The organism is Peribacillus sp. NPDC101480, assembly GCF_050277335.1.
Lineage (GTDB): Bacteria > Bacillota > Bacilli > Bacillales > DSM-1321 > Peribacillus.
In genome coordinates, this window is the sequence record NZ_JBNNSB010000001.1 from 874,351 (window position 1) to 889,067 (window position 14,717).

The window sequence follows — 14,717 nt, forward strand, 5'->3', positions numbered from 1 at the left end:
ACTAATTTATGTGAAAAAATTGTAGCTCTCATCATTGCTTGTTGTTAAAATAGAAGAATGATAAAAGTTTTGGGTGTTTGATAGGAGATACAAAAAAATGATTAAAAACAACAAAGATTATCTTTACTTCTTAGAGGCTGACAAATTATCGATGGTTATTAATAAAAGAAAACCTAGTCTAATTGGTGACGAATGTTGGAAATTTACCCGCTTATTAAGAAAAGTAGAATATTTAACTAACTGTAAAAAGGGATTGTTTGGAAAAGTTAGATTAACTTTTCACAGATTAAGGTTACGAAACTTAAGAATGAACTTGAGTTTATCAATTCCTATTAACGTTTTTGATGCGGGAATGGCAATATTCCATTATGGAACAATTATTATTAATGAATCAGCACGGATAGGACGTAATTGTCAAATATATAATGGTACGAATATAGCTCAAGATGTAGTTATCGGGGATAATGTTTATATAGGTCCCGGTGTAAAGATATTGATTGGTGTACAAATTGCTGACGGAGTAAGAATTGGAGCGAATTCAGTGATATCTAAGTCTATTTTAGAACCTAATATTACGGTCGTGGGGGCTCCAGCAAAGAAAATATCAAATAAGGGAAGTGATCACCCTTTTGGAACTGAATTAATCCAACAAAAATAATTTAATAGTTGCATAGTAAGAGCAAACTATTTATTATTGAAAAAGTTCGTCCAATAAAAATCAAATGAAACAAAACAAACTGTGACTTAGAAATATCTTGGAGTTCTTTATTTTTATAAAATAAAAAATTACTCCTATATCGAAATTAATATGAATAGTAGTCCACGTTATGTTTGTGATTTAATTTATACATCACCAAAATATACAAAAAGGGTTGGACGAGATAAAAAGAATATAATTTTCTAAATGGAAAAGAAGCCATGCATTAAGATGTGGCTTATTCACATTCAGGTGTTTTTTATACTGATAAACAATGGATTAAGGATGCGCTTCGAAGGTTTAGGCTTGTAATTACAGTAAAAAGTAATCAATTAAAATATCGGTCAAACATTACAACTTCAAGTTGATATTTTGAATATTCATGAAGTTAATGAATGGATTGAGGTTAATAAGGATACTAAGGAATTATTAAACTAACGGATAAATGATTGAAATTGAACATATAGATATTGGTTCAGTGTAGTGAAAATAAAATAAAAAAAATTCAGGCATCGCAAATTGCGATGCTTATTTTATTGGAGGAAAACAATAATGACAACCACTATTACTTTAAAGGAATAAATGCGAAAATGGTGATCCTACAAGTAAACAACATGATAACGAATCTTTGAAAGAACTAGTCGGTGCAACATTTGGTAATACAGATATTCGTGATGTGGATCTGGAACAAGTCATTTAAAAACTTAAATGCTGAAATTTACTAACAGAGCATTCGAACGAATTGCTAGCTGTATAAAGCAGTGTTGATCCCAATGTTTAAAATGTCAAAAATTCGATGACGTACTTAATTTTTACGATATGATTCTAGAAGAAAATTAAATCGATGGATTAATCAAACGTGTAAAAAAGTCTTTGGCTGGAACTCAGGGGAAAATGAAGTTCTTGGGTCTGGGCAAGAAGGCAACAGTAACATCAGCTCTAGAGACGTAAGGTGAATCTAAACCCTGTGTTCGCTCTTTCTACTCATTTATGAGGGCGTACTAAGTTTTTAAGCTCCGGTTATAGAAAGCCTCGGGTATCTGTTGATTTTCGTGAAAGAACTATGCCAAATTCAAAAAGAAGATGGTGACAAATACATATCTGACTTGTCAGCTGTTTTGGCCATTTCATTCTATATAGAAATATGTGATGTAACTCCGGAAAAAATTCCCGAGTTTTTTTATTAAAAAGTAAGGCCCTTTATTAAAAGTTGAATAGAATGGAAAAAGTGATTTTTCAAAAGGGAATTTCTAGGCGTACGACGATTTCCCACAAAATGGGTGATAAGCAGAGTCCGTATTGGAAAGCAGGCGCATATATATGCAGTACGGATATCATTAAAGTATAAATAACTATTGGAGGCTAAAGGAAAAATGGCAGAGACTGTTGGTTTACCGTACCTTGATGCTTTAACAGGAAAATCGGTGAGGGTGTTTAAAGGCGGGCCTGATTCTAGAGAAGGCAGGCTTATAGGAGTATTAAGCGATTATATCGTTTTACAAACAGGGAAAGATGAACAAACTCAACTTGTGTATTACGCAAGGGATCATTTGAAAATAGTTGTCGCGAATGCGAAAAAGTCACAAGTCGATTTATTGGCCGAGGAAGAAGAAACAGTATTTCCGACCAGTTTTTTAGGAGTGCTGTCAACACTTCAAACTAGCTGCATTCAAGTGAATGGCGGCGGTCCGGGATCTAAAGTTGGCCGGGTTGTAGATGTGAAAGATGAATTTTTAGTTTTATCCACGGAGAAGGATGGGCTTGTTTTATACCCGATTTCCCATATTAAAAGTGTAACAGTGATCGAAGAATCAGACGAACAATTATTGCCTGAATTTGTTTATAACGGAACCGATACACTTAATGGCCTTCTGACTCGCTTAGTCCACAACTGGGTATCCGTTTTCGCTGGTGGACCTGAGAGGGTTGAGGGCATCCTGATGAAAGTGGCTGATACGTACCTTATCGTTGTGCATAAAGAAGAATTATTTTATGTGCCAACTGATCATGTCCAATTCGTTGCCTTAACTGTGAAGGTAGAGGAAGAAGCTGAAGAGGAGACAGATGAAAATTCCGAAGATGGAGGTTCGTCGGACGGAGGTGCATCAAACGCGAATTCAGCAAATGGAAATTCAGCAAACGGAAGTAGAAAGGATGAAAGCAGTTCATTAGAAGAGAGCAGTTCTTCATATGAAAGCTCTTCAAGCTCAAGCTCATATGAAAGCTCTTCAAGCTCAAGCTCAAGCTCAAGCTCAGATGAAAGATCAGGAAGACGCAGAAGTCCTCGTGCAAATGCATTCAAGCAAATTTGGATTGAGAACTTAATCAAAGCTTCAAATCAAAATATCCGGTAAAGAAATACCAAACAGGTACAGCAACCAAAATCGAGTTGTTGTGCCTTCTTATGGAAGGTGGACATGCCGTTATTGCCTAAGATGGATTCATTGGGATTCAATACACCTTTGATTTATTTTTTCATTTGCAAAAGTTTATGTTCAAATGCTTATAAAATGGCCAAGCAACCATTTTGTTTGGTTGATCTTAATATAAAGGGGGAAGCGTCGCTTGTTAGCAAAACATATAGGCCAGTATATGGAACTGGAGCTCTCAGGGAATATACATGAAGCGGGGATTTTAATTGAAGTAAGTTCTGACATCATCGTTTTGTATACTGGAAAAGCCTACCGTTACGTTCCATTCCGGCACATTAAGAATTTTTCTTTTCCTATAATCGATGAGGAGATTGGTTCGGGAGGAGAGCCGGAGATTGACGAGACCTCGTTCCGAAAATTACTGATGAATGCGAAGGGGATGTTTGTTGAAATCCTGCTCACGAAAAAAAACTCGGTTCATGGTTATATCGTGGGCATCATGAATAACTATTTCGTCTTTTATTCGCCAGTATTTAAAACGATGTTCATTTCGATGGATCATTTAAAGTGGCTTTCGGTTTGTAATGATGAAAAGGGTCCATACGGTTTGAATAAAGGGGAACAATTGGCACAGGTTTCTTCTTTAAGCTGGGCCAGGACATTGGAGGAACAGGTGAAAAAGTTAACCAATAAACTGGTGGTGCTCGACTTGGGGATGCATCCGCAGAATATCGGGATGATCAGTGCAGTGAAAGATGGCATCATTGAGATGGTGAATGCTCAAGGGGAGGCGATTTTTGTCAACATGAGGCATGTTAAAAGTTTTCATTTCCCACAATAAAGAAACTCCGGGTCTGAAGCGATCCGGAGTTATTTCTTTTTCTCGATATTTTCATAGACCGAGGCAAGGGCTTGTTCGAATTTCCCGCTCTTTTTCGGTTTGTAGTATTTTTTTCTGCGCAGTTTGTCCGGTAAGTATTGCTGCTTCACCCAGCCATTCTCGTAGTCATGCGGATAAAGGTAGCCGATGCCGCGTCCGAGTTCAGTGGCCCCTTTGTAATGGGCATCCTTAAGATGATCCGGTACATCTCCACTATGGCCGCTGCGAATATCGGAAAGAGCCGCATCAATTGCGGTAATGGCGGTATTCGATTTAGGTGATAGGCATAACTCGATCACGGAGTTGGCAAGTGGAATCCGGGCTTCGGGAAACCCGAGCCGTTCAGCGGCTTCGACTGCAGCGAGGGCCCTGGGACCAGCCTGCGGATTGGCGAGACCAATGTCTTCGTAGGCAATGACCACCATGCGGCGGGCAATGCTGACAAGATCGCCGGCTTCGACCAAGCGCCCCAAATAATGAAGGGCTGCATTCACATCACTGCCGCGAATAGATTTTTGGAAAGCCGACAGAACATCATAATGGGCATCTCCATCCTTGTCATGTGAGAAGCTTTTTTTCTGCATGCATTCCTCGGCAATTTGCAGATCTATATGTATCGTTCCGGACTCATCGGGTTCGGTGGAAATGACGGCGAGCTCAAGAGCGTTAAGCGCACTGCGGACATCTCCGTTCGAAGCCGTCGCGAAATGGGTAAGGGCATCAAGGCTGACATCCGTTATATACGCACCAAGCCCGCGCTCTTCATCATGAAGTGCCCGTTCCAGAGCTTTGGTTATATCATTGGTTTCCAATGATTTGAGCTCGAAAATCTGGCACCGGCTTCGAATGGCCGGATTGATTGCATGATAGGGATTGCTGGTCGTTGCACCGATCAAGGTGATCATCCCGTTTTCAAGATAAGGCAAAAGGAAATCCTGCTTCGCCTTATCGAGCCGGTGAACCTCATCAAGCAGCAGAATCACTTTTCCGGACATCTTAGCCTCGGCAGCCACGATTTCCATATCCTTTTTATTATTGGTCACCGCGTTCAGTGTCCTGAAGGCAAACTTCGTGCTTCCGGCAATCGCACTTGCAATCGAAGTCTTGCCAATTCCCGGCGGACCATACAGTATCATGGAAGAAAGCTGCTTGGCTTTCACCATCCTTGCGATAATTTTCCCTTCACCGACCAGATGCTCCTGCCCGATGATCTCATCTATCGAACGAGGCCGCATCCGGAAAGCAAGCGGTTTAATATTCATTGCGCACCTCTCCTTTTTATATAAGGTATCACAACTGATAGGGGAAATGCGCTGATTATGCTGTAAAAGAGGGTGAATTCCTATTATAGTAGTCCGTTTCGGGATTTAATTTATGCTGTGAGATCGATAATTCGATCTAGCAGTGGACGAATTCGACCTACCAGCGGAAAAATCCGACCTAACGATGGACGAATTCGACCTACCGGCGGAAAAATCCGACCTAGCGGTTGACTAATTCGACCTATCAGCGGAAAAATCCGACCTAGCAGGTGACTAAATCGACCTATCAGCGGAAAAATCCGACCTAGCGGGGGATTAATTCGACCTATCAGAGGAAAAATCCGACCTAGCGGGGGATTAATTCGACCTATCAGAGGAAAAATCCGACCTAGCGGGGGATTAATTCGACCTACCGGCGGAAACTTCGGCCTAGCAGGTGACTAATTCGACCTATCAGAGGAAAAATCCGACCTAGCAGAGGACTAATTCGACCTACCGACGTAAAAATCCGACCTCTCCTTCTATGAGAGAATTTAATAGATAATATCTGCCTCTAGTATGGCCGGAATGATTCAGTTTTAGTGAAAGTAATAGTTTTTTTGCACTGGATGGGGATTGGAGTTGGAGGAAGTTTCGAAATTCCCTGTTGGTAATGGTAGGTTTGACGAGGTATAGATAATCATATAGTGCCGAAATGTGTGCATCGAGGGAAATATCCAAACAGGTACGGCAAATCCACTTTCTTGATTTCCGCTCCATCGAAAATGCATGACACTTATCGCAGAATACTCCGGTTTAGAGGGCGGTAATCGGAATTCTATAATTCTCGAGGGGTTTAGGAAAATAAGGGATGTGACTATCAAGCAATAAATTCGATAATCGTTTCATTGCTCTAGTAGAAAGGACCGCTTCGTTATACTTGTTTTTTAATTCCTCAATTTTAAGTAGAATCCGATCCTTACGTGTCACTATTCTATTAATATCCGTATTCCCGGCCCGAATGATCGTTGAAGAATTGGCACTGACTACGAGAGTTTCAACTGGAAGGTTGTTCGTTCTTTTTGTTTTTAACCAGTCTAACAAGTGCTGACGCTGCCGGCTCACTTGCAATATGGGATCATCAAAAGCTTCGGTTATTCCATCTGGATTTGTACGGATAAGTTGATTGAATGCATTATCGAAAAAGATTTCACCAGCCATGTTTTTGACTTCAAGGATTAATAGGAAAGAGGATGTGAGAATGAGTATGTCCATTTGGAAGGGGAAAGGTGATCCAATAAGTCGGAGGTCATGAAAGAGTAGATATTCTTTTTCAGGAAGGGATTTAAGAGATTGGAAGACTCTGTTTTCACCGTTGTATCCAGCCTTGATTTTTTTAATATCTTCAATAAATGCCGGGTGCTTCGCATGCCCAGGAGGTAAGCGTCTCATCAGAGCTTCGAGCATGTCTATTTTTAAAGGCCTCTTGCAGTTTTTAATGATCATGATAACCACTCCTTATAGATTTAAGTGAAGTATTCTCGGTTAATAAAGAGATTTCCTGTATTTTAGTGAAATTAAATGTGGCATGGATGAACTTTTGTATTAATTCGACCTATCCCTGCAATAATCCGACCGTCCGGGCGAAAGATCCGACCTATCTCTGCAATAATCCGACCGTCCGAGCGAAAAATCCGACCTAGCGTAAATAATCCAGCTTCCAAGCGAAAAATTTGTTCTAGCACCCAATAATCCGACCGTCCGGGCGAAAGATCCGACCTATCTCTGCAATAATCCGACCGTCCGGGCGAAAGATTCGACCTATCCCCGCAATAATCCGACCGTCCGAGCAAAAATTCCGTCCTAACCCAACCTTTTTCTATCTTTTCCTACCTCTCCAATTAGGATAATTTGACAAATGAAGGGCGGGTGAATGCATTTCCGGCGGGAATATGCTATAATTTCAAAAGAATTTAGAAACGGATAAATAATTTGAGGTGTATATGTATGAAGATATCTACTAAAGGCCGTTATGGTTTGACGATTATGATCGAGCTTGCTAAACATTATGGAGAAGGCCCGAAGAGTTTGAAATCGATTGCCCAGACGCATAATTTGTCGGAGCATTATTTGGAGCAGTTGATTGCGCCGCTTCGTAATGCGGGATTGGTGAAGAGTGTGCGCGGTGCGTATGGCGGGTATGTCTTGTCTAAGGATCCTCAGGAGATTACTTCGGGTGATGTGATTCGTGTATTGGAAGGGCCGATTACGCCTGTTGAAGGAATTGAGGATGAGGAGCCGGTGAAGCGCCAGCTTTGGATCCGGATTCGCGATGCTGTGAAGGATGTATTGGATAATACGACGCTTATGGATTTGGCGAGCTACAAGGATACGGGTGAAATCGATTCTTATATGTATTATATTTAAGTGATTAGCAATGCGCCTATTATGTAGGCGCTTGCGTTTTTTAATGGAGGCGACAAAAAAGTGGACAGAATATATTTAGATCATGCTGCGACATCACCGATGCATCCGAATGTGATCGATAGGATGATGACGGTCATGAGTAATGACTTCGGGAATCCGTCGAGCATTCATGCGTTCGGGCGGGAGGCGCGCCATGTTTTGGATGAAGCGCGTTCGAGTATTGCAGCGAGCATCGGTGCGGGGCGGAATGAAATCATTTTCACGAGCGGCGGAACCGAGGCGGATAATACGGCGATCATTGGTGTTGCGAATGCTTATAAAGAACAAGGAAAGCACATCATTACTACGGAGATTGAGCATCATGCGGTATTGCATACATGCCAATACCTTGAGAAGTCTGGCTTTGAGGTCACATATTTACCTGTGAATGAAGCGGGGCTTATTTCAATTGCCGATTTAAAGGCCGCATTACGGGATGACACGATTTTGGTTTCGGTCATGTTCGGCAATAATGAGGTTGGAACAATCCAGCCGATAGCTGAAATTGGACAGCTGCTCAAGGGGCATCAAGCCATTTTCCATACGGATGCGGTTCAGGCATATGGTTTGATCTCTATCGACGTCCGTGAGTTGGGTGTGGATTTACTTAGCGTATCCGCACATAAAATCAACGGTCCAAAAGGAATCGGCTTTCTTTATATACGTGAAGGCTTGAAGCTGAATCCTCATTTATATGGCGGGGAACAAGAACGCAAGCGCCGTGCTGGTACGGAGAGCGTGCCTGCAATTGCCGGTTTTGCAGAAGCTGTTTTAATTGCACAAAGCACGATGGAAAAGAAAAAGGAGCAATACAAGCGTTTTAAAGACGTATTGCTTGCCGTCTTTGATGAGGCGGATGTACAATATGAAATTAACGGATCTATGGAACAGTCGCTGCCGCATTTGCTGAATGTTAGTTTTCCTGGTACGAATGTGGAATCGATGCTCGTTAATATGGACTTGGCAGGTGTTGCTGTATCGAGCGGATCTGCTTGTACTGCTGGGTCAATCGATCCGTCGCATGTGCTTGTGGCGATGTTCGGGAAAGATTCGGAGCGGACGAAGAATTCGATTCGTTACAGCTTCGGTCTGAACAACACGGAAGAGGAAGTAAGGCAGGCGGCTGAAACTACCGTTAAAATCGTTAATAGATTAGTGAGAAGATAACTCTCACTTTAAATAAATGAGGTGACAGAATGAGAAAAGCACCACAGGACACCCGCGTCGTCGTGGGTATGTCAGGAGGCGTGGATTCTTCTGTGTCAGCCCTGCTATTGAAGAATCAAGGCTATGATGTGGTCGGGATTTTCATGAAGAACTGGGATGATACAGATGAAAACGGAGTCTGTACGGCAACGGAAGATTACAATGATGTAATTGCCGTTTGTAATCAAATCGGCATCCCTTATTATGCGGTCAATTTTGAAAAGCAGTATTGGGATAAAGTTTTCACTTATTTCTTGGATGAGTATAAAGCGGGCCGTACCCCGAATCCGGATGTAATGTGCAATAAGGAAATCAAGTTCAAGGCATTTCTTGAACATGCCGTAAGCCTTGGTGCCGATTATGTGGCTACAGGTCATTACGCACAGGTTGAATACCGGGATGGCGAATACAAAATGCTTCGCGGTGTCGATAATAATAAAGATCAAACGTACTTCTTGAACCAGCTTACTCAAGAACAGTTGGAAAAAGTCATGTTTCCGCTTGGACACATTGATAAGAAGGAAGTCCGTGAAATTGCGAAAGAAGCGGGTCTTGCCACGGCAACGAAAAAAGATTCTACAGGCATCTGTTTTATCGGTGAACGCAATTTCAAAGAGTTTTTAAGCAATTACCTCCCAGCTCAGCCCGGTGATATGGTCACGATGGATGGCAAGGTCATGGGCAAGCATGACGGATTGATGTATTACACCATCGGTCAGCGTCACGGTCTAGGGATCGGCGGCAGCGGCGAACCTTGGTTTGTTGCGGGAAAAGACTTGAAGCGCAATGTTTTATATGTGTGTCAAGGCTTTGATAATGATGTACTGTATTCCAATTCCCTTCGTGCAGTGAATGTCAGCTGGGTAGCGGAACATATACCTGCGGGTGAATTTACATGTACGGCAAAGTTCAGGTACCGTCAAGAGGATAGCGGTGTTAAGGTGAAGGTCTTGGATAATGGTGACGTCGAAGTCATCTTTGACGAGCCAGTCCGCGCGATCACACCTGGACAAGCAGTCGTATTCTATGAAGGTGAAGTATGCCTTGGCGGCGGTACGATTGATGAAGTATTTAAAAAAGGTGAAAAACTGACTTACGTAGGGTAAAATAAGCATGTCCCCAGCTGTGTTTGCGGTTGGGGACTTCTTTTGGATTGCGGGTATACCGCCTGAATTGGGCCACTGGCTTATGCTATACTTTTTAATATAAAAATGGAGTGTGAATGGATATGGATAAGAATCAACAAGGAATTGAATTTATGCAGCAAGGGAAATACGAAGAAGCGGCGAAGGTTTTTAATGAGGCGATCGAGGAAAATCCGAATGAGCCTGTTGCCTACATAAACTTTGGGAATGTATTGACTGCCGTTGGTGAAACGGATAAAGCGGTCAAGTTTTACAAAAAGGCGATCGAGCTGGATGAAAATGCGGCAGCGGCTTACTATTCATTAGGAAACTTATATTATGAATCAGATTCTAAACTAGTTGAAGCGAAGGATATGTTCGAAAAGGCAATCCGATTGGGACTGGATAACAGCGATGCTTACTTCATGCTTGGATTGACTTTGATGGCATTGGATCAGCCGAAATTGGCGATGCCTTATTTACAGAGAACGGTGGAGCTGAGCCCTGAGGACGTTGATGCAAGATTCCAATATGCGTTATGTCTTGCTAATGCGGAATTATATGATGAATTGATCAACCAGCTGAATTTAGTTGTGGAACAGGATCCGGGACATGCGGATGCTTATTATAATTTAGGTGTTGCGTTTGCAGGGTATCGTGAGGATGCGCAAGCAGCGATGGCTTATTTTGACAAGGCTTTGGAAGCACAGCCAGACCATATGCTTGCCGCACACGGTAAGAAACTGTTGGAAGAAATGAATGCAGAGTAAATAAAAAGCATATGCATGGAAAGGTGGGGAGAAGCGTTGAGCCAGCAAGACTCGTTGGATTTGTTTTCAGAAGAGAAAATGTTCATGAAGGGAAGTCATTTAGTGACGATCTTTCATAATGAAGAAAATATGTACTCGGTTGTAAGAATTCGTGTGCATGAAACGAATCTGAATTATGAGGAGAAGGAAGCGGTCGTAACTGGTTATTTTCCAAGGATGCATGAGGATGAGATCTATATTTTTTATGGGGCCATGAAGGAACATCCGCGTTTTGGCCTTCAATTTCATGTAGAGCATTTTCGCAAGGATTTGCCTCAATCCAAGGAAGGCATCGTCAGTTATTTATCAGGTGACCTTTTCAAGGGCATTGGGAAGAAAACAGCTGAAAGCATTGTTGAGACACTGGGTGAAAAGGCAATTTCAAAAATTCTGGCTCAGCCCTCGCTGCTTGATGATATCCCGAAGCTATCCGGTGAAAAGGCAAAGGGCCTCTATGATACATTGGTCGAGCATCAAGGTCTGGAGCAGGTGATGATCGCCCTGAATCAATATGGCTTCGGTCCGCAGCTGTCGATGAAGATATATCAAATGTATAAACAGGATACGATAACGATGGTTCAGGGGAATCCATATAAGCTCGTAGAGGATATTGAAGGGATTGGTTTTGGACGGGCGGATGAGCTCGGGCATCAGCTGGGCATTTCCGGCAGCCATCCCGACCGAATCAAGGCTGCATGCTTGTATACGCTTGAATCACAATGCCTGCAGGACGGAAATATCTACATAGAAGCCGAGCAGCTTTTGGAAGCAGTCAAACGGCTGCTGGAGGAAAATAAACGGGATCGTATTGAATTCACGAACATTTCCTCGGAAATAATCGAATTGACGCAAGAGGGGAAAATAGTTGTCGAGGATCAACGAATTTATCCGCCTTCGCTATTCTATTCGGAAAAGGGAATCGTAATGAACATCAAGAGGCTGCTTGCTCAAACCGAGTATGAGGACCAGTTCCCCGAATCTGAGTTCCTGCTTGCACTTGGGGAGCTGGAAGAGCGTCTGGATGTTTCCTATGCCCCGGCCCAAAAAGAAGCGATCCAAACGGCCCTGCAATCACCCATGTTAATCTTGACGGGCGGACCGGGTACCGGTAAAACGACAGTCATTAAAGGAATCGTTGAGCTATATGCAGAGCTGCATGGCGTATCCATGGACATTAACGATTATAAAAAAGAAGGAAGCGATCCATTTCCATTCGTACTTGCGGCTCCTACTGGCCGTGCAGCGAAACGCATGGCCGAATCGACTGGGCTTCCCGCTGTTACGATCCACCGTTTGCTCGGGTGGAACGGGAGTGAAGGCTTTTCCCATGATGAGGATAATCAGCTGGATGGCCGTATTGTAATCATCGATGAGGTTTCCATGGTGGATACGTGGCTGGCCCATCAATTGTTTAAAGCTCTGCCGGAAAATGTCCAAGTGATATTGGTTGGTGATGAAGATCAGCTGCCATCTGTTGGCCCTGGGCAGGTTTTAAAGGATTTGCTTGCATCGAATTGTGTACCGACTGTCAGTCTGGAACATATTTATCGTCAAGCCGATGGCTCATCGATCATTGAATTGGCCCATGAAATCAAAAAGGGAAGGCTTCCGGCTGATGTCACGAAACAGCAAGAAGACCGATCGTTCATTCGCTGCCAAACCGGTCAAATCGCCCAAGTAATCGAGAAAGTCGTTGCCAATGCCAGGACGAAAGGCTTCACGGCCAAGGATATACAGGTGCTGGCTCCGATGTATCGAGGGCCTGCCGGGATTGATGCACTGAATAAAATGCTTCAGGAAGTGTTCAATAGCAATGCGGATGAAAAGCGGCGGGAAATAAAATTCGGAGACGTAATATACAGAACGGGAGATAAGGTGCTTCAACTGGTGAACCAGCCAGAGGAGGGTGTCTTTAATGGCGATATGGGAGAAATCGTGTCCATATTGTTCGCTAAAGAAAATACCGATCATGTCGATAAAGTAATCATATCGTTCGAAGGCATCGAGGTGACATACACGAAGCAGGACTTGAACCAGATCACACATGCATATTGCTGCTCCATCCATAAGTCGCAGGGAAGCGAATTCCCCATTGTCATTTTACCTGTAGTGAAAAGCTATTATCGGATGCTCCGACGTAATTTATTGTATACGGCGATTACGCGCAGTAAAAATTTCTTGATCCTTTGTGGTGAAGAAGATGCATTCCGTTTAGGGATCGAGCGTAATGATGAGATGCGCCGCAAAACGACTTTGCGTGAAAAGCTGCGGGAAATTTTGAGCGAAGAAGAAATGCCGGCGGAAAAGGGAGAAGTACCTCAACAATCGAGTTATCTTGATATTCTCATGCATGCTGACCCGATGATCGGGATGGAGAATGTCACGCCTTATGATTTTATGTAGCGGGTTCTTTTGGATGCATTTTGTTTAAAATTCATAGTTTTGGTGGAATTATAACTAATATGTGAAAGAGTAGGGGGGATTTGATGAAAAAAGGTTGGATAATAGGAATAGTCATTGTCGTTTTACTTGTCATTTATGGGGCATCTTCATACAACGGCCTTGTAAGTGCCAGTGAAGACGTCGACAATAAATGGTCGCAAGTGGATAATCAATTAAAACGAAGAGCGGATTTGATTCCAAATCTTGTCGAAACGGTGAAGGGTTATGCTTCGCATGAAACGGAAGCCATTAAAGCGGTGAGTGATGCACGCTCGAAGCTGGCCGGTGCCAATTCCACTGAAGATGCGATTGATGCCGATCAAGAATTGAGTGGGGCCTTGAGCCGACTTTTGGTGGTTGTCGAAAACTATCCGGATTTAAAGGCCAATGAGAACTTTAAGGGTCTCATGGATAGTTTGGAAGGAACGGAAAATCGGCTGACGGTAGCACGAAAAGACTATAATGATGAAGTTACCAACTATAATAAAATGATTAAACGCTTTCCGAAGAATATGATGGCAGGAGTGTTCGGGTTCGATGCCAAACCATATTTTGAAGTGACCGATCAAGAAAAAGAAACGCCAAAGGTTGATTTCGGGAGCGATAAATAATGAAAAGACTCGCTGTGTTTGCGCTATTCTTCATTCTCACGTTCGGTTTAGCAAACGTAGCCGCAGCACAACCTAACATCCCTGAACCAGTTGGGGATATATATGTTCAGGACTTTGCTGGAGTCCTGGATGATCAGGAAAAATCCGAACTCATCGAACTTGGGAAACGATTGGATGATGCCACAAAAGCACAAATTTCCGTTTTGACGGTTGATTCGATGGAAGGATCCGAAATCGAGGAGTACTCGGTCGAGGCATTAAGATCATTCAAGCTTGGTGATGCCGAGCTGAACAATGGAGTCCTCATTGTGCTGGCCATGGAAGAACAGAAAATCCGCATTGAAGTGGGATACGGTTTGGAAGGGGCCATTACCGATATAAGATCTGGACAGATTTTGGATGATGTGGCTATCCCTGCGCTGAAAGAGGGTAAATATGATGTTGCCCTGACGGAGACCTATAAGGCTGTATATAACGATGTCACGAAAGAATACGACCTAGGTGACGAATTTTATCAAGATCTCTCCGTTCAGCCAGAGTCAGAAACCTTTCAGCCATCAGGTTTACAGATTTTCCTCATTATCATCGTAGTCATCATCGTAGTCATCCTCGATGCCAAGTTCTTTAAAGGATTTTTCCTTCAAACGCTAATCAATATTCTCTTGATAATCATCAGTCGCGGAGGTGGCGGCGGCCGTGGAGGCGGCAGCGGCGGTCCACGGGGCGGCGGCGGAGGAAGTTCCGGTGGCGGAGGTGCCAGCAGAGGATGGTAAAGTAAGTGTATTAGACCGGGAAACCGGTCTTTTTTTATGGCCTGGTTTCTGTTTTACCGGAAGAGGGACCAACAATGGAAAACCTTTCAGCACATC

At 43.0% G+C, this 14,717-nt stretch carries 12 protein-coding genes; 10 read left to right on the forward strand and 2 right to left on the reverse strand.

From position 1 onward, the window contains the following. Positions 1-97: 97 nt before the first annotated feature. From ACQKMF_RS04335 to ACQKMF_RS04345, 3 genes are all read left to right on the forward strand, one after another. Positions 98-658 carry a serine O-acetyltransferase gene (locus ACQKMF_RS04335; protein WP_427571936.1) on the forward strand — a complete coding sequence of 187 codons (561 nt, stop codon included), beginning with the start codon at positions 98-100 and terminating at the stop codon, positions 656-658. Positions 659-2,070: 1,412 nt separating this feature from the next. Next, positions 2,071-3,051, forward strand: a complete 981-nt coding sequence (locus ACQKMF_RS04340) for a hypothetical protein (RefSeq protein ID WP_427571938.1) — start codon at positions 2,071-2,073, stop codon at positions 3,049-3,051. Positions 3,052-3,262: 211 nt separating this feature from the next. Continuing rightward, positions 3,263-3,910, forward strand: a complete 648-nt coding sequence (locus tag ACQKMF_RS04345; protein ID WP_101222705.1) for a DUF2642 domain-containing protein — start codon at positions 3,263-3,265, stop codon at positions 3,908-3,910. A gap of 29 nt (positions 3,911-3,939) precedes the next feature. Here the strand turns inward: ACQKMF_RS04345 and ACQKMF_RS04350 are convergent, their stop codons facing one another. After that, complete coding sequence (locus ACQKMF_RS04350; RefSeq protein ID WP_260358142.1) at positions 3,940-5,211, reverse strand: replication-associated recombination protein A; 1,272 nt, start codon at positions 5,209-5,211, stop codon at positions 3,940-3,942. Positions 5,212-6,006: 795 nt separating this feature from the next. Beyond that, on the reverse strand, positions 6,007-6,696 hold the full coding sequence (locus ACQKMF_RS04355) for a nuclease-related domain-containing protein (protein ID WP_427571941.1): 690 nt from the start codon (positions 6,694-6,696) through the stop codon (positions 6,007-6,009). A gap of 501 nt (positions 6,697-7,197) precedes the next feature. Between ACQKMF_RS04355 and cymR the strand changes: the two genes are divergently transcribed. The 7 genes from cymR (at position 7,198) to ACQKMF_RS04390 (ending at position 14,621) form a co-directional block, all read left to right on the forward strand. Then, positions 7,198-7,617, forward strand: coding sequence for a cysteine metabolism transcriptional regulator CymR (cymR, locus tag ACQKMF_RS04360; protein ID WP_034308657.1), 420 nt, complete (start codon positions 7,198-7,200; stop codon positions 7,615-7,617). A gap of 60 nt (positions 7,618-7,677) precedes the next feature. Next, entirely contained in the window at positions 7,678-8,823 is a 1,146-nt protein-coding gene (locus tag ACQKMF_RS04365) for a cysteine desulfurase family protein (protein WP_427571943.1), read from the forward strand. Positions 8,824-8,852: 29 nt separating this feature from the next. After that, positions 8,853-9,968: a tRNA 2-thiouridine(34) synthase MnmA gene (mnmA, locus tag ACQKMF_RS04370; RefSeq protein WP_101222649.1), complete on the forward strand. Its 1,116-nt coding sequence runs from the start codon at positions 8,853-8,855 to the stop codon at positions 9,966-9,968. 122 nt (positions 9,969-10,090) lie between these two features. Continuing rightward, entirely contained in the window at positions 10,091-10,756 is a 666-nt protein-coding gene (locus ACQKMF_RS04375; protein ID WP_214745126.1) for a tetratricopeptide repeat protein, read from the forward strand. A gap of 36 nt (positions 10,757-10,792) precedes the next feature. Then, a complete protein-coding gene (gene recD2, locus ACQKMF_RS04380; RefSeq protein WP_101222648.1) occupies positions 10,793-13,198 on the forward strand; it encodes an SF1B family DNA helicase RecD2 in 2,406 nt (801 codons plus the stop codon). 80 nt (positions 13,199-13,278) lie between these two features. Next, positions 13,279-13,848, forward strand: coding sequence for a LemA family protein (locus tag ACQKMF_RS04385; RefSeq protein WP_397315188.1), 570 nt, complete (start codon positions 13,279-13,281; stop codon positions 13,846-13,848). Beyond that, entirely contained in the window at positions 13,848-14,621 is a 774-nt protein-coding gene (locus ACQKMF_RS04390) for a TPM domain-containing protein (protein ID WP_402938547.1), read from the forward strand. The genes ACQKMF_RS04385 and ACQKMF_RS04390 overlap by 1 nt, the downstream gene beginning before the upstream one ends. Positions 14,622-14,717 lie beyond the last annotated feature (96 nt).